This window comes from Nonlabens sp. Asnod3-H03 (genome assembly GCF_045063665.1).
Lineage (GTDB): Bacteria > Bacteroidota > Bacteroidia > Flavobacteriales > Flavobacteriaceae > Nonlabens > Nonlabens ulvanivorans.
In genome coordinates this window covers 143,471-163,851 of record NZ_JBEFOD010000006.1, presented here as the reverse complement: position 1 = coordinate 163,851, position 20,381 = coordinate 143,471, and the positions used below count along the sequence as shown (strand labels likewise).

The 20,381-nt window shown below is 36.2% G+C and carries 21 protein-coding genes; 18 read left to right on the top strand and 3 right to left on the bottom strand.

Going from position 1 to position 20,381, the window contains the following annotated elements:
- The first annotated feature begins 77 nt into the window (after window positions 1-77).
- The 7 genes from hisB to ACJJVI_RS00815 all read left to right on the top strand — a co-directional run bounded on the left by hisB (window position 78) and on the right by ACJJVI_RS00815 (window position 6,037).
- Entirely contained in the window at window positions 78-1,187 is a 1,110-nt protein-coding gene (gene hisB / locus ACJJVI_RS00845) for a bifunctional histidinol-phosphatase/imidazoleglycerol-phosphate dehydratase HisB (protein ID WP_042295468.1), read from the top strand.
- A complete protein-coding gene (hisH, locus tag ACJJVI_RS00840; RefSeq protein WP_405349773.1) occupies window positions 1,184-1,780 on the top strand; it encodes an imidazole glycerol phosphate synthase subunit HisH in 597 nt (198 codons plus the stop codon). The genes hisB and hisH overlap by 4 nt, the downstream gene beginning before the upstream one ends.
- A 1-nt stretch (window position 1,781) precedes the next feature.
- On the top strand, window positions 1,782-2,495 hold the full coding sequence (hisA, locus tag ACJJVI_RS00835) for a 1-(5-phosphoribosyl)-5-[(5-phosphoribosylamino)methylideneamino]imidazole-4-carboxamide isomerase (protein ID WP_036580174.1): 714 nt from the start codon (window positions 1,782-1,784) through the stop codon (window positions 2,493-2,495).
- A 7-nt stretch (window positions 2,496-2,502) separates the two neighbouring features.
- Window positions 2,503-3,021: a GNAT family N-acetyltransferase gene (locus ACJJVI_RS00830; RefSeq protein WP_405349770.1), complete on the top strand. Its 519-nt coding sequence runs from the start codon at window positions 2,503-2,505 to the stop codon at window positions 3,019-3,021.
- A gap of 139 nt (window positions 3,022-3,160) precedes the next feature.
- A complete protein-coding gene (hisF, locus tag ACJJVI_RS00825; protein ID WP_405349934.1) occupies window positions 3,161-4,003 on the top strand; it encodes an imidazole glycerol phosphate synthase subunit HisF in 843 nt (280 codons plus the stop codon).
- Between the two features lie 114 nt (window positions 4,004-4,117).
- The gene (hisIE, locus tag ACJJVI_RS00820; RefSeq protein WP_405349768.1) at window positions 4,118-4,765 is read left to right on the top strand and encodes a bifunctional phosphoribosyl-AMP cyclohydrolase/phosphoribosyl-ATP diphosphatase HisIE; all 648 of its coding nucleotides are present in this window, start codon (window positions 4,118-4,120) and stop codon (window positions 4,763-4,765) included.
- A gap of 156 nt (window positions 4,766-4,921) precedes the next feature.
- Window positions 4,922-6,037 (top strand): alkene reductase, encoded by a 1,116-nt coding sequence (locus ACJJVI_RS00815; RefSeq protein ID WP_405349767.1) that lies wholly within the window; start codon window positions 4,922-4,924, stop codon window positions 6,035-6,037.
- Here the strand turns inward: ACJJVI_RS00815 and ACJJVI_RS00810 are convergent.
- The gene (locus tag ACJJVI_RS00810; RefSeq protein ID WP_036580166.1) at window positions 6,027-6,590 is read right to left on the bottom strand and encodes a TetR/AcrR family transcriptional regulator; all 564 of its coding nucleotides are present in this window, start codon (window positions 6,588-6,590) and stop codon (window positions 6,027-6,029) included. The genes ACJJVI_RS00815 and ACJJVI_RS00810 overlap by 11 nt on opposite strands.
- 107 nt (window positions 6,591-6,697) lie before the next feature.
- Here ACJJVI_RS00810 and ACJJVI_RS00805 point away from each other — a divergent pair, with 107 nt between their 5' ends.
- Window positions 6,698-8,350: an aromatic amino acid hydroxylase gene (locus ACJJVI_RS00805; protein ID WP_405349765.1), complete on the top strand. Its 1,653-nt coding sequence runs from the start codon at window positions 6,698-6,700 to the stop codon at window positions 8,348-8,350.
- Here the strand turns inward: ACJJVI_RS00805 and ACJJVI_RS00800 are convergent, their stop codons facing one another.
- Window positions 8,351-9,004: a histidine kinase gene (locus ACJJVI_RS00800; protein ID WP_405349763.1), complete on the bottom strand. Its 654-nt coding sequence runs from the start codon at window positions 9,002-9,004 to the stop codon at window positions 8,351-8,353.
- A gap of 121 nt (window positions 9,005-9,125) precedes the next feature.
- Between ACJJVI_RS00800 and ACJJVI_RS00795 the strand changes: the two genes are divergently transcribed.
- From ACJJVI_RS00795 to ACJJVI_RS00785, 3 genes are all read left to right on the top strand, one after another.
- Complete coding sequence (locus ACJJVI_RS00795; RefSeq protein WP_042248054.1) at window positions 9,126-9,428, top strand: rhodanese-like domain-containing protein; 303 nt, start codon at window positions 9,126-9,128, stop codon at window positions 9,426-9,428.
- 34 nt (window positions 9,429-9,462) lie between these two features.
- On the top strand, window positions 9,463-10,293 hold the full coding sequence (locus tag ACJJVI_RS00790; RefSeq protein WP_036580158.1) for an AraC family transcriptional regulator: 831 nt from the start codon (window positions 9,463-9,465) through the stop codon (window positions 10,291-10,293).
- A gap of 142 nt (window positions 10,294-10,435) precedes the next feature.
- Complete coding sequence (locus ACJJVI_RS00785) at window positions 10,436-11,113, top strand: hypothetical protein (protein WP_405349760.1); 678 nt, start codon at window positions 10,436-10,438, stop codon at window positions 11,111-11,113.
- An 85-nt stretch (window positions 11,114-11,198) separates the two neighbouring features.
- Here ACJJVI_RS00785 and ACJJVI_RS00780 read toward each other — a convergent pair whose 3' ends face one another.
- Window positions 11,199-11,738, bottom strand: coding sequence for a carboxymuconolactone decarboxylase family protein (locus ACJJVI_RS00780; RefSeq protein WP_036580156.1), 540 nt, complete (start codon window positions 11,736-11,738; stop codon window positions 11,199-11,201).
- 234 nt (window positions 11,739-11,972) lie between these two features.
- On the opposite strand from ACJJVI_RS00780, the gene ACJJVI_RS00775 reads away from it, so the two are divergent.
- The 7 genes from ACJJVI_RS00775 (at window position 11,973) to ACJJVI_RS00745 (ending at window position 20,328) form a co-directional block, all read left to right on the top strand.
- Entirely contained in the window at window positions 11,973-13,259 is a 1,287-nt protein-coding gene (locus ACJJVI_RS00775; RefSeq protein ID WP_405349757.1) for an APC family permease, read from the top strand.
- A gap of 56 nt (window positions 13,260-13,315) precedes the next feature.
- A complete protein-coding gene (locus ACJJVI_RS00770; protein ID WP_405349755.1) occupies window positions 13,316-16,444 on the top strand; it encodes a WD40/YVTN/BNR-like repeat-containing protein in 3,129 nt (1,042 codons plus the stop codon).
- Window positions 16,444-16,908: a hypothetical protein gene (locus ACJJVI_RS00765; RefSeq protein WP_405349752.1), complete on the top strand. Its 465-nt coding sequence runs from the start codon at window positions 16,444-16,446 to the stop codon at window positions 16,906-16,908. The genes ACJJVI_RS00770 and ACJJVI_RS00765 overlap by 1 nt, the downstream gene beginning before the upstream one ends.
- 100 nt (window positions 16,909-17,008) lie before the next feature.
- Window positions 17,009-17,842 (top strand): universal stress protein, encoded by an 834-nt coding sequence (locus tag ACJJVI_RS00760; RefSeq protein ID WP_405349749.1) that lies wholly within the window; start codon window positions 17,009-17,011, stop codon window positions 17,840-17,842.
- A 73-nt stretch (window positions 17,843-17,915) separates the two neighbouring features.
- Entirely contained in the window at window positions 17,916-19,214 is a 1,299-nt protein-coding gene (locus ACJJVI_RS00755; protein ID WP_405349747.1) for an acetyl-CoA hydrolase/transferase family protein, read from the top strand.
- 102 nt (window positions 19,215-19,316) lie between these two features.
- Window positions 19,317-19,718: a DUF983 domain-containing protein gene (locus tag ACJJVI_RS00750; RefSeq protein ID WP_036580148.1), complete on the top strand. Its 402-nt coding sequence runs from the start codon at window positions 19,317-19,319 to the stop codon at window positions 19,716-19,718.
- A complete protein-coding gene (locus ACJJVI_RS00745) occupies window positions 19,702-20,328 on the top strand; it encodes a Crp/Fnr family transcriptional regulator (RefSeq protein WP_036580146.1) in 627 nt (208 codons plus the stop codon). The genes ACJJVI_RS00750 and ACJJVI_RS00745 overlap by 17 nt, the downstream gene beginning before the upstream one ends.
- The last annotated feature ends 53 nt before the right edge of the window (window positions 20,329-20,381 follow it).

Sequence of the window (20,381 nt, the reverse complement as noted above, 5' to 3'; positions counted from 1 at the left end):
ATAAAAGAGTCATCGTTGATGGCATTTAATCAAATAAAGTCGATTGCGGAAAGAGGTTTCCGCCTTCGCGGAAATACATGAAAAAAGTATTATTTATAGATCGCGATGGTACCATCGTAAAAGAGCCACCAGTAGATTATCAACTGGATAGTTATGAAAAGTTAGAGTTCTTGCCTATGGCGATTACTCAGCTGCATCGCATCGCTCGTGAGCTAGATTATGAGTTGGTTATGGTGACTAACCAAGATGGATTAGGAACAGATAGTTTTCCTGAAGATACCTTCTGGCCTGTGCATAATTTAATGATGAATGTGCTAGAAAATGAAGGGATTAACTTCAGTGAGGTTTTAATCGATCGTTCTTTTCCTGAGCAAAATGCATCTACTCGTAAACCACAAACTGGACTACTGACTCATTATATAAAAGGTAATTACGACCTTGAGAATAGTTTTGTAATCGGTGATCGCAATAGCGATATGCAACTGGCTAAGAATTTAGGCTGTAAAGGAATACAGCTACCTAGTATTACTGATGATAGTGAATTTGAAGACGAACTAGTAGTTCTTAAAACGGATTCTTGGAAAGAGATTTTTGAATTTTTAAAAGGACAACCTCGCAAGGTCACGGTAAGCCGTAAAACAAATGAAACCGATATCAACATCGTTTTAAACCTTGATGGATCTGGAAACGGAAAAATTGACACAGGTTTAAAGTTCTATGATCACATGCTAGAGCAGTTGCAACGTCACGGTTCATTAGATTTAGATATTAAGGTAAATGGCGATCTTGAAATAGATGAACATCACACTATTGAAGACACGGCGATTGCTTTGGGTGACGCTTTCGCGAAAGCGTTATCCTCAAAAAAAGGAATCAATAGATATGGCTTCTTGCTACCTATGGACGACTCGCTAGCACAAGTAGGAATAGACTTCGGTGGTAGACCATGGATCGTTTGGGAAGCAGAATTTAAACGTGAATATGTGGGCGATATGCCTACAGAATTGTTCTTTCACTTCTTTAAATCATTCAGCGATGCGGCAAAATGCAACCTGAACATGAAAGTGGAAGGCGATAACGAGCACCACAAAATAGAAAGTTTATTTAAAGCGTTTGCAAAAGCGATAAAAATGGCTGTGAAACAAACTGGTGATGGTAAATTACCGAGTACAAAAGGAACTTTATGATTGCCATTGTAAAATATAACGCAGGTAATATAGGAAGCGTCACTAACGCGCTCAATAGACTAGGAATAGAGAATAAAGTAACTGACGATCCTGAAGAATTAAAGGCGGCAGACAAAGTTATTTTCCCTGGCGTAGGAGAAGCTGGAACCGCGATGAACTATTTGCGTGAACGTGGATTAGATCAAGTCATAAAAGAATTGAAACAGCCAGTACTAGGAATATGCTTAGGAATGCAACTCATGTGCAGTCACAGTGAAGAAGGTTATACTGAATGTCTAAGGATTTTTCACACTACGGTAAAGAAATTCCCGGCTACTGCAGGAATGAAGGTACCTCACATGGGATGGAATAGTTTAAATACTGAAGTTGTTGATCAACAATCTTCCATCTTGCAAGGCTTACAACCAGCAGCAGATGTATATTATGTACACTCGTACTATGCTGAAGTTTGTGAAAACACAGTTGCGGCTTGTGATTATATTTTGCCTTTCAGTAGTGTCTTGCAAAAAGACAATTTTTATGCAACACAGTTTCATCCTGAGAAAAGTGCTGGAATAGGTGAGCAAATATTAAAAAACTTTATAGAATTATAGTATGCGTATTATACCAGCAATAGATATTATAGACGGTAAATGTGTACGTCTATCACAAGGCGATTACAACCAAAAAACGGTTTATAATGAAGACCCATTAGAAGTAGCCAAAGAGTTTGAAGCAAATGGAATAAAACACTTGCATTTGGTTGATCTAGATGGAGCAAAAAGTAGTCACGTCGTGAACTGGAAAGTGCTCGAGCGCATCGCTGGACAGACTGGTTTGCAGGTTGATTTTGGCGGTGGGGTGAAGACTGACGAAGACATAAAGGTAGTATTTGAAAGTGGTGCAAAACAAGTTACCGGTGGTAGTATTGCCGTGAAAGATGCTACAACTTTTGAAGGTTGGATTTCTAGATATGGTACTGATAAAATCATCCTAGGAGCAGATGCTAAAGATGGAATGATCGCAACACACGGCTGGCTAGAAAGTAGCGAGTTAGAAGTGGTAGAATTCATCAAAGAGTGGAATAAAAAAGGAATCGAGTATGTGATTTGTACCGATATTGCAAAAGACGGTATGCTTGCTGGAACTAGTAATGAGTTGTATAAGGAAATCCTTAACACAGCACCAGTTAAATTAATAGCTAGTGGTGGCGTTGCTGTCGTAGAAGATTTATATCGCTTGCGCGAAATGAATTGCGAAGGAGCCATAGTAGGAAAAGCATTCTATGAAGGTAGAATTACATTTAAGGAATTGAGAGAATTTGTATAGCGAACGATTGACATATCAGCTTTTAAAAGCAAGTGATTTAAACGAATTGCATGAATTGAATTTAATACCAGAGGTAGATCAATTCAATACTATGGGAATCCCTGATAGTATTCAAGTAACTAAAGATTTACTAGATGCAAAAATCAAGGATCATCAACAAGAAAATATTAGTAAACTCACCTACTCTATTCGGTTAACAGATAGTAGTGAATTTATAGGTGTCGCCGGTATTTTATTCGGTCAGCCTAAGTATAAAAAAGCAGAGCTTTGGATGAAGTTTAATCCTAAGTTTTGGAATCAAGGTTATGCTACTGAATCAATAACGCGATTATTAAGATCTTGTTTTATTGAGCACCAACTCCATAGAGTTGAAGCCGGATGTGCCGTTGAAAACCATGCTTCAAAGAAAGTCCTCGAAAAATGCGGATTTATTGTTGAAGGAATTCAAAGAAAGAACTTGCCTTTAAAAACCGGATGGAGCGATAACTACGAGTTTGGGATATTGGAAGAAGAATGGAATAAATAATTTCTGTGAAAACAGGTATCTGGCTGGATGATGAACTGGCTTTTAAAGTAAATACAAATCGATTCCGCTATGCAGCGGAATGACAAATAAATCAGTCGAAGGTGTCGGAATCACAGAGTTTCAGCCTTCGCGAGAAAATATGAGTTTAAAAAAAAGAATTATACCATGCCTTGATATTAAGGATGGACGTACTGTAAAAGGAATCAACTTTGTTGGATTGCGAGATGCTGGTGATCCTGTAGAACTTGCAAAGCAATATGCTGCTCAAGGAGCTGATGAACTATGTTTTCTAGACATTACCGCAACAATAGAAAAACGTGACACTTTAGTACCGCTAGTTCGTGAAATCGCTGCTGTTTTAAATATTCCATTTACTGTAGGTGGCGGAATTAACGACGTAACTCTTGCCAAAGAAATCATCAAAGCTGGCGCAGATAAAATTGCTATTAATAGTGCAGCGGTAAAGCGACCAGAATTAATCAGTGAGCTCGCTGCAGAGTTAGGTAGTCAGTGTGTTGTAGTTGCGGTGGATACGAAGCATTCTCACGAAAGTAGGAATCTAGCTGATTCCAAAAACAAGCCTGACGAATCAACACCTACAGATTTCCGCCTGCGCGGAAATAAAGTCTATGTAGCTGGTGGACGTGTAGAGACCAAATTAGAAACTATTTCTTGGTGTCAAGAAATTGAAAGATTGGGTGCCGGAGAAATCTTGCTTACCAGTATGGATCATGATGGTACAAAAAATGGTTTTGCTCTAGAACTTACCGATGCCATTTCTAGAAAATTGAGTATTCCTATCATTGCATCTGGTGGTGGAGGAACAAGTGCTCATTTTGCAGACTTATTCAAAGACACAGAAGCGAGTGCAGGACTAGCGGCAAGTATTTTCCATTTTGGAGAATTACCAGTTCCTGAGTTGAAAAAACAATTGGCTGCGGCTGGAGTTGATGTGAGAATTCCTGCGAACGCAGGAATCTAATTGGTTAGTGACTGGCATTACGGTTAAAATTAAAGATTTCCGCCTGCGCGGAAAATAAAAGCGAAACCGTCTTACGACGGCTTGAAAACAAAATAAAAGCATAGCGGTGGGGAAATGAAGATTTCCGCCTTCGCGGAAATTATAGATATGAAACTAGACTGGAATAAAGGAGAAAACGGATTATTGCCTGTAATTGTACAAGACGCTACTAACAAAGAAGTGTTGATGTTAGGCTATATGAATGAGGAGGCTTTTGAAAAAACTAAAGTAGAAAACAGAGTGACTTTTTACTCACGTAGTAAACAACGACTTTGGACCAAAGGAGAATCTTCCAATAATTTTCTAGATGTGGTAGCTATAAAAATCGATTGTGATCAAGATACCATTCTTATTAAAGCAAATGCACATGGACCTACGTGTCATACCGGTACGGTGAGTTGTTTTAATAGTGGTGATGAATCTAGCTTTCGCGAAAGTGATAACAGCTTTACTATTAATGATTTAGAAAAGATCATCCACCAGCGTATCGATGATAAAGTAGAAGGTTCTTACACCTATTCACTAATCCAAAAAGGAATTAATAAAGTAGCTCAAAAAGTAGGTGAAGAAGCAGTCGAAACAGTGATCGATGCCATTAATGGCAAAGAAGAAGACTTTATATATGAAGCTGGTGATTTGATGTATCACTACTTAGTTTTATTAAAAGCCAAAGGACTATCTCTAGCACATATTGAGAAAGAACTTGCTAAAAGACATAAATAAAGAGAACGAGATTTATTTATAAATGACAAAAGCGGTTGTATCAAATTTGATGATACAATCGCTTTTTTTAATACTCCAAAACTTTAAAAAAACTCTAATTAACGCGCTCTTAACCGTATTTACTTGTACGTACAATATATTTACTTAAAAACAGATATGAGCACGACACAACCCATTTTAAAACCTATTACTATAGGAGCTGTAGAATTGAAAAATAGAGTGGTTATGGCACCTATGACTAGATGTAGAGCCACTAACGAGCATCAAGCACCAGATGAAAAACATGTCGATTACTATACGCAACGTGCTGGCGCTGGATTAATAATTACAGAAGGTAGTGAGGTTTCAGAAAAAGCGAGAGGTTATCCTTTTGTAGCGGGAATTTTTAACGATGCTCAAGTAGAAGGCTGGAAAAAAGTAGTGGATAGTGTGCATGAAGCTGATGGTAAAATTTTCTTGCAATTATGGCACGTAGGACGTACATCATTACCGGATTACCATGATGGGCAACTGCCATGGGCACCTAGTGCTGTTAATCCAGAAACAGAACTACGCAATCAGTACGGTGAAAAAAAGCAGACCGCAACACCTCACGCAATGACGATGGAAGAGATTGCACAAACGGTTAAAGAATTTGGCGATGCAGCAGCAAATGCTAAAAAAGCTGGATTTGATGGAGTTGAAATCCATAGTTCTAACGGTTATTTAATCCACCAGTTTTTCAATAATCAATCTAACATACGTACAGATGAATATGGCGGTAGTAATGAAAATAAAGCTAGATTTTTCTTTGAAGTTCTAGAGGCAGTTGCACAATCCTTTCCAACAAATAGAATAGGTTGTCGATTGAACCCTTCGTTAAATGGCGTTTTCGGTATTGAAGGAACTCCAGATACCATTCCATTTTTTGATTATTTAATTAATAGATTAAATGAATACGACCTGGCTTATTTACACCTTTCAGAGCCATTTACAGATGTAAGTGATATTGAGTTCTTAGAAAGTAATATTGCAAAGCATTATCGCCCAATTTATAATGGGAACTTAATGATCAACAATCAATTTGATCGTGAAACTGGTAATAAGGTAATTGAAGAAGGTCATGCAGACCTAGTAGCTTATGGAAAGCTATTTATCTCAAATCCAGATCTTTCACATCGTTTTAATTTAAAGGCTGAAACGGCAGACTGGAATATGGAAACCTTTTATACACAAGGACGTGAAGGATATACAGACTACCCTACTCTAGAAGAAGAAAAGGCTAAGAACTAATCCCTGTCAATAATATTTGAGGCAACTCTTTTTTAAGGTCGGCTACTTCGGTAGTCGACTTTTTTGGTATCCATAAGTATATGGATCTTAATGTGCTTAGAAGATTAAAAAGCATGGTCTCCACGTTCAATGATTTAAACTCACCAGCTTTTATACCACTCTGTAAAATGTTTTTAAAGTCTAATTCATAGTCTTTACGCAACTTGATATATTCCTGATACGGCGCTCCTTCTAGGTGCATCCAGTCGGTATTCAATACAGCAAGTGCATCTGTATATTCTAGTGCTATTTTTATGTGAAGGATAATGAGTTGTTCCGCTTTCGCGAAAGCGGACTTATCATTCTCTTCTACCATATCCATACCCGTTGTAAACTCATGAGCTACTGCCAGAATAAGTGTGGCGAGAATCTCTTGTTTACCAGATATATGATTATATAAACTCGCAGCTTTCATGTCCATGGCAGCAGCAAGATCCCGCATCGTTACGGCACTGTAACCACGTTCCTTGAATAGTTGTGCTGCTGTTTTAAGAATTTGTTTTTTGCGAGTCATAAGCTGCAAATATAATAGATGATGGCTATCATAAAATTGATTAAAATTCTATTTACGATAATTGAAATAATTTGTTTTAGACTAGCTTTGAACTTTACCCTACGATAATGCTAGAGAATATAGAAATTAATCCACTCTTAGAGAGATTACCGCCACACTTGAAACAGTTTATAAAGCCACAGAACTATGAGCTTTATACTTATCAAGATCAGGCAGTATGGCGTCATGTCATGAGAAAAAATGTAGATTTTTTAAGTAAAGTTGCACATGGATCCTATCTAGATGGTTTAAAAAAAACTGGTATTTCTATAGATAACATTCCATCAATGTATGGAATGAATCGCATTCTTAAAGAAATAGGCTGGGCTGCTGTGGCTGTTGACGGATTTATTCCGCCAGCTGCGTTTATGGAGTTTCAGGCATATAAAATTTTAGTAATTGCTGCCGATATTAGAAAATTGGATAATATCGAATATACGCCAGCTCCAGATATTATACATGAAGCTGCAGGGCACGCGCCTATTATAGCCAGTCCAGATTATGCAGAATATTTAAGACGTTTTGGAGAGATAGGTAGCAAGGCGATTTCTAGCGCACACGATCATGAGATGTATGAAGCCGTTCGCAAAATCTCCATCCTTAAAGAAACACGTAGCGAAAAACAAAATCCAGAACTAGACAAAGAAATCGCAGCTGCCGAGGCAAATATAGAGCGTCTTCAAAACAAAGATGTAGAACCTAGTGAAATGTCTTTAATTAGAAATTTACACTGGTGGACGGTAGAATACGGTCTGGTAGGTATGCTAGACAATCCAAAACTATATGGTGCCGGATTATTATCTAGTTTAGGTGAAAGTAAAAGCTGTCTAGAACCTGTGGTAGAAAAAAGACTGTATACTATTGATGCGGCTTATCAAGATTTTGATATCACGCGCAAGCAACCTCATCTTTATGTAACACCTAATTTTGCGACATTGAGCGAGGTATTAGAAGAATTTGCAAACACTATGGCAGTGCGTAAAGGCGGACATAGAGGTTTACAGAAATTAATTAATTCAAAATCTCTAGGGACAATAGAATTAAGTACTGGATTACAAATAAGTGGTCACTTCACCCGTATGATAACTAACGATGACAACGAGGTAGTTTTCTTTGAAACCACTGGTGAAAGTGCACTCGCTTATCGTGAAAAAGAACTAATAGGTCATGGAAGAAGCACTCACAAAAACGGCTTTTTAAGTCCGCTCGGGAAACTTAAAGGTATCAATCTAGCTATTGAGGATATGGGACCACGTGATTTACAAGCTTATAATTTTTATGATAATGAACGTATCGAGTTTACTTATGAAAGCGGTATTAAGGTAGAAGGATTAAACGTTACTGGACAACGTAATTTAAATGGTAAGTTAATGTTGATACAGTTTACAGATTGTACGGTGACATATAAAGATGAAATTCTTTTCTCGCCAGAGAATGGAATGCTTAACCTAGCAGTAGGTAAAGAAATAGTAAGTGCTTATGCAGGTCCCGCAGATTATTACAGTTTTGACCTTGTGTTTCATGAAAGTGATACTAAAACAATAAAACCGGTTTTCTCAAAAAGAGAGATTACCATTCAAGGTTTATACGAGAAAGTACGCAATTATAGAGAAGAAGATAAAATCAACAAACCTTTACTTGAGAAATTAAAATCTCAAGTTGAAAATGAATATCCTGAACAATGGTTGCTTGTTGAGGAGATTGATGAGTTAATAGGTTAATTAAAAATTATCGATAGGTATCTGAACATTAACTACAGTGCCATTTCCTATAGTACTTGTTAGTTTTAAATCTCCTTTTAAGTCACTAGTTGCTTTTAAAATAGTTTTTATACCATTACCATCATGAATTTCTATGCGATTATATCCTACCCCATTATCATGTGTGATAAGATGTAATCTTTCATCCTCAATAGACGCAATGCTAAAAATGAAATTTGCATTTGAATATAGGGCTGCATTATGTAGCCCTTCATTTATTATAGTTAATAGCATCAATGATTCTTGAGGTTCAAAACTTAACATTTCCTTTTCAAGAAAATTAATTTTAAACGTAGATGTAGTCTCTAGATTTTTTGAGTAATGGTTTTGTATTTGTTTTGTGGCTAATTCGATATCTTTTAAAGTATAGAGATTCTTACTAGCAGCAAATTGATAAATTAAAGCAACAGTCTCATCTTTAATTTTAGTTTTTTCTGGTAGCTTCTGGTTTAGTTGTTGCAAAATTTTATCACGTTGGTTTTGTAATCTAGATATTCGTTTACGTTTACTATCCAGTGATTTATTTTGTTGTTTTCTATCTATCTCAGATAAATAATAAATAACAATTAAACCTACTAGAATACCAATACTGATTAATCCCAAAAATTCTTCCATGATTCTAAAGTAAGTATAAAAATTATATCAAATAATAACGCTGTTGCGAAAAAATATTAAAAATCAATTTACTACTTTGCAGGTAAGTAATTCAAAAAGAAACGTCTTAAGAAAGAAAAACATGTTCGGATTATTTAAGAGTAAGAAGAAAGAAATTATCAAAAAATATCTAGAGGAAGGCGCACAATTACTAGACGTGCGCACTGCCTCTGAATTTAATAGCAACCATATAAAAGGTTCTAAAAACATACCTGTGCAAGTAATTGATCAAAACATGAAAAGCCTTGACAAAGAAAAGCCTGTTATTGTGTATTGTGCTATGGGCGGACGTAGTAATATGGCAGCAAGCAAATTGAAAGCTAATGGTTTTAAAGTCATAAACGCAGGCGGTATAGGTACTATGAGAAAACATTTAAAACCGTGATACTTTAGTTATATATTCTTCCTACTTTTAAATCATGAAATTAGATCACCATAGCATAAAAGATAACGGAAGGTTTACAATTACAAGCTTTCAATGTGGACCGTCATTACAACTACTTCAAGAAAAAGGGCTTTACAAAATTGTCTGGTGTACAGATGGTGAAGAACGATTAGTAGTTGATGGGTATGATGTGGTTCTTAAAAAGAATCAGGTTCTATTTTGCACACCTGTTAACATAGTAGACATTCCTAAGGATAATTATGGTCTAATTGCATTTGTATTCAACAGAGAATTTTATTGTATCCAACACAATGATCCAGAAGTTTCTTGTATGGGAATGCTTTTCTATGGATCTTCAAACGCTCCTATCATTAATCTATCTATAAAAGAGCAAGCCAGTTTTAACGCTATGTTAGTTTTATTTCAAGAAGAATTTGAAACAAGAGATCATATTCAAGGTGAAATGTTGCGCACACTTTTAAAAAGGATGTTGATCACCTCTACTCGATTAATTAAACAAGATAGTAATCAAGCTAGCCTATCTGTTAAACAAGTAGACTTAATTAGAAAATTTAATATACTCGTAGAGCAACATTATAAAGTAAAACATCAAGTATCAGACTATGCAGATTTACTCTTTAAATCTCCTAAAACCCTATCTAATTTTTTTAAAAAACATGATGTAAAATCACCTTTAAAAATAATTAATGAGCGTATCGCTGCCGAAGCTAAAAGATTATTACTCTACTCAGACAAAAGTGCTGAAGAAATAGCTTATGAATTAGGATATAAAGAACCTAGTCACTTTTCAAAATTCTTTAAAACACAAGTAGGTATGAGTCCGTTAGCCTATAGAAAGAAGTAATCATAAAGTCTGTTCATTAATAAAAAAATGATTATCGATTGAAGGCAGGAATTCATCGAGTCAACTGCTGCTTAAATAGAATACTTGTTTTCAGTTATAGTTGTGGCATCTAATATTGTCACAATTAATAACTTAATGTAACATGAAAATTTTAAAAATTCTTTTATTAGCGTTAGCAATCACTGCAATTAGTTGTGATGGTAATGATGATATGCAAAATCCATCTGGAACCCCACTTAATGGTTTCACAGTAGTTCAAAACAATGGCACCAGCACTTTTTATGAAACTACTAACATGTATATTGAAATCGATGATGATAATGATGATGCTTTCCCACTAGCACCAGATTATTATTCTTTTTACTTTTTAAATGGAAGATTGATAGATAGAGATCAACATACCGTTGTAGGTGGAGATGAAATCTTATTATCTACCAATACAACAAATTTTGCGGGTCTAAAAGTAGATGTTGCTACTCATCCAGATTTACAAACAGGTATTCCACCAACCGCAAACAACACTTATGTAGCAAGTACTAACGACAGTAATATCATTCATGATTTCCAAGTAAATTCACTAGTACCAGCGTACTTCTTTACTATAGACGGGACCTCTTACGAATTTGGAAATGGAGATGCTAGCGTCGGTACTTTACATGAGCCGGCAACTTTAGGCCATACGGTTACCATAAACACCATTAACATAGACAGCACAAATCCTTCTAACAGCACTATCGATGTTGATTATACATTTGTAAATACATCTGGCGAATTCATTTCTGGTCATTATGAAGGAAGTTTAGGCTTCATTGAAGATTAAATAAAAAAACAGGCCTATCTTCTATAAGATAGACCTGTTTCAACCAACCAACTATGAAAAACTAACTCTTTATTTACTTATCTAATTAAGCTCCTAATGGCTCTACCGCAGGAAAGTCTACAGGGACTTGAGTGGTATTATGTAAATAGTTTGAGATGGTTTTATCACCTACTAAAACTATAGTATCTACTAGATTTTCTTGAGTATAACCTGCTGCTAGAAAAGAATCTACTACAGCTTTATCTGCTCTACCTCTATTCTCTGTAATGTTTTTTGCTAGACCTGCAAGAGCATTATAACTAGTCTGAAAAGATGCTTTACCAGCTCTTAATTCTAGAGTTTGTTCTTGAGTAAAACCATTCATTTGTGCTATCGCAGTATGTGCTGCAAGACAGTAATCACATCCATTAACCTCACTTACTGCAAGATTTACCACTTCTTTTTCTTTATTATTTAAAGAGGTTTTAGCACCAGATAAAGAAAGGTAATTATTTAATGCGTTATTTGATAATGCATAGGTTGCATATAAATTAGGAACAAAGCCTAATTGCTTTTCTAGGTTATCAAAGATTCCTTGATTCACTTCGTTTACTTCACTTCTCTGTGGTACATTAAATGTTGCCATGATATTATATAATTAAAATTATTATTATTTTATTATCCCTTAGGACGATACAAAGATGCGACCGTAAATAGCCTCTAAAAATGTGTGCCTTTCCCTAGTACTGTTCTATTATTCCCTTAACTATTATTAAAGCAATTAAAATCTATATCAAACGGACTTTTTCTATTTGTATATTGGTAGCTTCTATCAAGTAGAAGTGCTTTTCTTATTTTTAAAACTTTAAGTAACATTTTAATGAGCGATAAACAAATAGATCTTAAAGGCGCCATAGCTATAGGTATTGGTGGTATGGTAGGCGGTGGAATCTTTGCCGTACTAGGTCTAGCTATATCACTAGCTAAAGGTGCCACGCCTGTAGCATTTCTTATCGCAGGTATCATAGCCATATTCACAGCCTATAGTTATTCTAAATTATCTCTAGCCTATCCAGACACCGGTGGTACAGTACGTTTTATTAACGAAGGTTTTGGTAAAGGAGTTATAAGCGGCGGACTTAACAACCTGCTCTGGATAAGTTACATCATCATGCTGGCGCTTTACGCTAGTGCATTTGGCTCTTATGCGCCCAATTTAATTACCATCACAGGTGACACCAGTATAGACACCCATATATCTATAAGTGCTGTAGTGATTATCGCCACTATAATTAATTATGCTAGTGCAAAGCTGGTAAGCGCAATAGAAAGTTATGCGGTAATCATAAAGCTTATCATATTGCTTGGTTTTATAGCAGTAGGTATATACGGTATGAATTCCAGTGTAAATCTAGAACAACTAGACCCTTCTAATTGGGAAGGCACGTTTCAAATCATCACTGGTGGTATGGTCATTTTTGTTGCCTATGAAGGTTTTGAACTCATTGCAAATGCCGTATCGGACTTAAAAGATCCAGAAAAGAACATTCCTAGAGCTTATATGATTTCGGTACTTTTTGTAGTAGCTCTATATATAACCATCGCAATTATTACCGTAGGATCCTTGCCCTTTGATCAAATTAAAGAAGCTAAGGATTATGTGTTATCCGAGGTAGCAAAACCTACTTTAGGACAGGCTGGATTTACCATCATGACTATTGCAGCCTTGATTTCTACGTTTTCAGCTATAAACGCAACACTTTACGGCGGTGCTCGTGTAAGTTATAAAGTAGCAGAAGATGATGAGTTGCCACATGAACTCACCTTTAAATTCTGGAATCACCCTATTGGGCTTTTAATTATAGCAGTGGCTACTTTACTTCTTGCTAATCTTGCACCACTAGAAAGCATATCAACCTCTGGTAGTGCTGGTTTCTTATTATTATTTGCTGTAGTAAATTATATCGCTTTTAAACAACATAAAAAACTAGGTGCAAATAAAATAATAACGCTATTAGGTACCGTTTTATGCGTGGTAGCATTTGTCATGCTTATTATCCAACAATCACAAGGCAGTTTATCTGGTGTTATTATTATTGCTTCTATAATAGCAGCTTGTTTTATAATGGAATACTGGTATAAAAGAACAGAAAAACCAACTTCTTAAACTACCAACTTGTAGATATCAATTCTCAGCTTATATTTAAGGTAAATTTTCCTACCATGAATAAGTTGTACTATATCCTATTTGTATTTGTCGTTCTCGCTTTCGCGAAAGCGGAATCACAACAATTACCAGAACCACCAGAAGAACAGAAGTTCTATGAATCGCAGGAATTTAGACTCTTGGGACCATTCCGTGGTGGACGTAGTGCTGCGGTTACCGGAGTTCCCGGAAAACCTAATCTTTTCTATTTCGGTAGTACAGGTGGTGGTGTTTGGAAGACTTTAGATGGTGGACGTACCTGGAGCAATATCTCTGATGGATTTTTTGGCGGTTCTATAGGTGCCGTAACTGTTGCGCCTAGCGATCATAACGTAATTTATGTAGGTGGTGGCGAGAAAACGGTGCGTGGTAATGTTTCCAGCGGCTATGGAATATGGAAAACAGAAGATGCCGGTAAAACATGGACTGAGGCTGGATTACCTAAAAGCCGTCACGTACCTAGAATAGTTATAGATCCTAACGATCATAATACCGTTTATGCCGCCGTATTAGGTAATATCTATAAGCCTACTGCAGACCGTGGCGTTTATAAAAGTACCGATGGTGGTAAAACATGGAGTAAAAAACTATTTACTAATGATCTAGCCGGTGCGGTAGATTTAATCATAGACCCTAGTAATCCACGTGTATTGTATGCAAGCACCTGGAGATTACAACGTACACCATACAGTCTATCTAGTGGTGGCGATGGTAGTGCTATATGGAAAAGTACTGATTATGGAGAAACGTGGAAAGAGATCTCAAAAAATGAAGGTTTTGCAAAAGGAACTTTAGGAATTATGGGAATTACCGTCTCACCTGTAGATTCCGACAGATTATATGCCATCGTAGAAAATAAAGATCAAGGCGGATTGTACCGCAGTGATGATGCAGGTTTAACATGGAAAAAGACAAACAGTGATCGCAGTTTAAGACAACGTGCCTGGTATTATACACGTATTTATGCAGACACAAAAGATGTCGATAAAGTTTATGTTGTTAATGTCAACTATCATAAAAGTACCGATGGTGGTAAAAACTTTTCTAGCGCGAGAGCACCACATGGTGATCATCACGATTTATGGATCGCACCAGAAGACTCTGACCGTATGATTATGGGTGATGACGGTGGCGCACAAATCACTTATGATGGTGGCGAGACATGGAGTACGTATCACAATCAGCCTACAGCACAATATTATCGTGTGACTACAGATAACTCTTTTCCTTATAGAATCTATGTAGCACAACAAGATAATGGGACGATAAGATTACCTCATCGCACCACTGGACGTAGCATTACAGATAACGATTGGGAAGGAACTGCAGGTGGCGAGAGTGCGCATATTGCTGTAGACCCTAAAGACAACGACATAGTTTATGGAGGTAGTTATGGTGGTTATTTAACTCGTTATAATCACAAGACTAAATCACAAAGAGCGATTAATGTATGGCCAGATAACCCTATGGGACATGGTGCCGAAGGAATGAAATACCGCTTTCAGTGGAATTTTCCTATTCTGTTCTCTCAACATGAGCCTAATAAACTATATGCTTTCTCTAACAACGTACACGTCACTACTAATGAAGGTCAGAGCTGGGAAACTATCTCACCTGATCTAACTAGAAACGATCCAACAAAACTAGTTTCTAGCGGTGGACCGATTACTCAAGATAATACAAGTGTAGAGTATTACTGTACCATTTTTGCCGCAGCAGAATCTCCTTTAAACGCTGGCGAGTTATGGATAGGTAGCGACGATGGACTCATACACCTTTCTAAAGATGGTGGTAAAAACTGGAGTAATATTACACCTAAGGGATTACCAGAATGGGCACAAATTAACAGCATAGAACCTAGCCGTTATGACGCGGCTACTTGTTATGTCGCTGCTACACGTTATAAATTAGGCGATTTTACACCTTACTTATATAGAACTACAGATTATGGTAAATCATGGAAAAAAATAACAAATGGCATCCCATCAGAGCATTTTTCTAGAGTCGTAAGAGAAGATGATCAAGTACAAGGAATGCTGTATGCAGGAACAGAAACTGGTTTATACATTTCTACCGACGATGGAAAATCATGGAAATCATTCCAGATGAATTTACCCATCGTACCAGTTACAGATCTAGCTGTAAAGGATAACAATCTAATTATCGCGACACAAGGTAGAAGTTTATGGATACATGATGATCTAGGATTAGTGAGAGAAGCTTTTTCTAGTTCGCTTGCGCGAAAGCAAGACGAAAACAAACTTTTTAAACCTAAAACCTCTTACCGCATGGCAGGAAATGGTCGTGCAGGTTCACTTACCGCAGGAGCAAATCATCCCGCAGGAGTACAAGTGCATTTTTATATTCCGACGTTGAAAGAAAAAGATAGTGTATCACTTTCTTTTTATGACTCTAAAAACGAGTTGATTAAATCCTATGCTAACTATGATAAAAAGAACAAATTAAAAGTAAAAGAAGGTGCCAACTCTTTCAATTGGAATACGGTTTATGATGGAGCAGAAAAACTACCAGGTATGATTTTATGGTGGGCAAATATGTCTGGACCTAAGGCCGTACCTGGATCTTATAAAGTAGAATTATCAGTAAATGGTAAAAAGGAATCACAACCAATTACTATTATATCTGCTCCTAATAGCGAGGCTAGCGATGAAGACATGCTGGCGCAATTTAATTATGTAAATGAAGTAAACGCTACTGTAGACAAAGCTCACAAATCAATTAAAAACATACGTGCATTCAATAAAAAACTAAGTGCTTTTGAAGCGTTGTATGGCGACAGAGAAGAACTAGGTGTTAAAGATATGATTGCAATGTCTAAGGACATGAAAAAGAAATTTAGCGAGGTAGAAAAAGCACTTTATCAAACTAAAAATCGAAGTGGTCAAGATCCTTTAAATTTCCCTATAAGACTAACTAATAAACTGGCTCATTTAAATAGTCTGGCACAAATAGGTGACTTTGCTCCTACTTCACAAAGTATAGAAGTTAAAGATGAATTAACTGCTGAGATTGAAAAGCAACTGGCTATTTTTGACCAAGTTTTACAATCTGATATTAAAAAATTCAACGAGCAGTTTAACGCATTGAATTTAGAGTATCTCGTGATTGAGAAAGAGAAAAAATAATGGAGGAATTAAGCGGTTATTGGGAAGGTTATTTTATCTATGGATTAGGATTTGATCTTCCTTTCTTTGGAGAAAGAGTCAGGCTATTTACTGAAATGGAATTTAAAGACGGCATTATAACCGGACATCAGACTGAAGAAAAAGGACCTTTTTCAACTGGCAGAACAGTAAATTTTACTGGGTTTTGGGAAAAAGACTTAGTATCATTTACAGTTCAGTATACCAACAACGATGTCATATTAGAAGATGGGTTTAGCACTGAAGAAATAGGCCATGTATTTGAGATTACTTATAATGGCACATTCAACCCAAAGAAAAAAGCTATAAACGGTCTATGGTTTATGGAAAACGAGCTAGATTCTCATCTTGATCTAGAGATACCACCTGCAGAAGGTTTATGGGTATTGAAAAAAGTAAAGAAACCAGTAAGTGATTTTGATTACTCATTACTAGGTTTATCATAGACTTGATAACACAATAATTTTTAAAAGCTGATGGTTGTCATATTTTAGAGTTGGATAGGTGATTAATTTTGGCATTGTTAAACCAATTAACCTATTAACAATGAAAACCATTCTAATACCCATCGACTTTTCAAAAACCAGTCATAAAGCTCTAGAAGTAGGTGCTACTATAGCAAAACGTATCAAAGCAAAGCTGGTATTGATACATATGGCAGGTCTTGAAGAAGGCCTTAATGATAAGAATAATAGTTTTGAACAAGCTATCTTCTACAGTAAGTATATCGGTGGTAAGTTTGAAGAACTTATTAAAAAGCCTTATTTAAAAGATGTCCTTGTAGAACCTATTTTACAAAAGCATTTAGATTTTGAAAGCATTAATGATTTAGCAAAGGAAATCGACGCCGCTCTAATTATTATGGGATCTCATGGTAGTAAAGGCCTGACTGAAATTATTAAAGGAAGTAATACAGAAAAAGTAGTTCGTTATTCTGAAACACCAGTACTGGTCGTGAAAAATAATGAAATCAACTTTGCCCCAGAGCGTTTATTATATGTGAGTGATTTCAATACTGAAACGATAAAAGCCTATCATAGAATGGTAGAAATAGCTACCATGTTTAATGCACGTATCGAGTTCTTATACGTAAATCTACCTGGCAAACAATTTAAAAGCACTAATGAAATGGATGAAACCTTACTTACCTTTTTTAAAGAAGTTAAGCATCCAGATCCTGTTAAAGCCATAAGCACGGTAAATCGTTATGCAGATTACACTGTTGAACAAGGTGTAATGAACTTTGCTTCCTTATCCGGTACAGATATTATAGCAATTCCTACACATGGTCGCACTGGGATATCGCATTTGTTGCAAGGCAGCATTAGTGAAGACATCGCAAATCATGCTGTGATGCCTGTGCTTACTGTTAAAATGTAGATATACGCTTTCGCGAAAGCGTATTAAATACAATCCATAAACATTATAAGATATTTCTCGTTTTACGACTACCATGACTATGGGACTAAACATTATTACACCAGCAGAAGCTGTAAAAAATATTTCATCAGGTCAACGCTTATTTTTTCAAGGAGCCGCTATGACACCTAATCTTTTAATTGATGCATTATGTCATCGATATAAAGAATTAAATGATGTTGAAATTATACAAGTTCATACAGAAGGTAATGCCTTATATACTCAATCGCCCTATCGCGATAGTTTTAACATAAACAGTTGCTTTGTGGGCGGCAATGTACGCGGAGCTGTAAATGGTGGAAATGGAGATTATATTCCGATTTTCTTAAGTGAGATACACTTACTTTTTAGAAGAAATATTTTACCTATTGATGTAGCTTTCATACAGGTCTCGCCGCCTGATGTACATGGATATTGTTCCTTAGGCACATCAGTAGACATTACTTTACCTGCGGTACAAACTGCAAAAACGGTCATTGCGCAAATCAATCCTAATGTGCCACGCACCCATGGTGACGGTATTATTCATGTAAGAGATATAGACTTTGCTGTTGAAGGAGAACACCATTTAAGTATTTCTAATTCGGCTATTATATCTGACATTGAGGCGCGCATCGGAGCAAATGTAGCTAACCTAATTGAAGATGGAGCTACCCTGCAAATGGGAATAGGAAATATCCCTAATGCGGTGCTAAACAACCTAGGCAATCACAAACGATTAGGAATCCATACTGAAATGTTTTCTGATGGAATTTTACCACTGGTAGAGAGTGGTGTAATCACGGGTGAAGAAAAAGAAGTGAAAACTGGGAAAATAGTAACTTGTTTTGCAGTAGGGTCTCAAAAGTTATATGATTTTGTAAATGATAATCCATTAGTTCATTTTAAAGAAGCTGCTTATACTAATGACACTGCAATAATTAGACGTAATCCAAAAGTGACAGCTATTAACAGTGCAATTGAAATTGATCTTACAGGACAAGTTTGTGCCGACACGATAGGTAATAGACAGTATAGTGGTGTAGGTGGACAAATGGACTTTATAAGAGGCGCTTCACTCTCACAAGGTGGCAAACCTATTTTTGCCATGACTGCAGCTACTGCAAAAGGGATTTCTAAAATAACACCATACTTAAAACAAGGTGCTGGTGTCACAACAACGAGAGCCCACGTCCATTATGTAGTTACAGAATATGGTGTTGCTGATCTCTTTGGTAAAAACCTAAAACAACGAGCAAAGGCTTTAATTGAAATTGCACACCCCAATTTTAGAGAAGAATTAAATCGTGAAGCCTTTGAACGATTCGGAAGTAGATTTCTTAAACAAAGCTAATTAGTCTTGTTTTTGTACTGAAATTATGATACGCAATTCAGTATCTATGTAACCTATGTTACACATAAAAGAGGCTGCAATAAGTAGCTTTGAAATAAAAAGATGTTTAAGAAATCTATTATATACAGTATCCTTTTTCTGAAGTGTCCTCAATGTCGTCAAGGAAATTTTCTAGAAGCAAATCCTTATCAGATTTCTAAAATGAATAAGGTAAAAGAAAGATGTCCTAAATGTGAATTAAAATACAGTATCGAACCTAGTTTTTATACTGGTGCAATGTACGTTAGTTATGGAGTAGGAATTGCTTTTGCTGTTGCTACGTACGTAATTTTATTATTTTTAGGAGTTGCAGATAATCCTTTAACTATCTTTATAGCGATAGTTGCTGTACTCGCCCTAACGTTCCCCTACATAGGTGCAGTTTCTAAAGCTATATGGGCACATCTTTTTTTTAAGTACAATCCTATGATTGCAAAACAAGTCAAAAATGATACAAGAGCTTAAAGAATATTATGGTTCACAATTTGAGCTAGCACTTATAGAAGACATCAATAGCGTGGCAACTTTTATGGAAGTTCCTGCTGGACAAGATTTAATAAAGCCTGGTCAGTACATTAAATCCATGCCACTTTTACTTTCTGGAAGCATTAAAATTATGCGTCCCGATGCTGATGGCAATGAGTTATTACTCTACCATCTAGAAAGAGGTAACACTTGTGCCATGACTATGACTTGCTGTGTAGGAAATACTAAAAGTGAGATTCATGCTGTAACCGAGACACCAGTTAAGCTGTTGATGATACCTGTTACAAAAATGGAAGAATGGTCTTCTAAATATAAGACCTGGCGCAATTTTGTCTTTACCAGTTATCATACACGTATGATGGAGCTCTTAGAAAGTGTAGATAATATTGCTTTTAATAATATGGATGAGCGCTTAGAGAATTACTTGAACGATAAAATTAAAATTCTTAATAGTAAACATATCTATACTACTCATAAAGAAATTGCTGCAGATTTACACACCAGCAGAGTTGTCATCTCCCGACTACTTAAAAAAATGGAAAATATTAATAAGATAAAACTACACCGCAGTTTTATTGAAGTCGTGTAACATCTGTTACAAACATGCGATGACGCTCCTTCTATATTTGAGTTCTAAATATT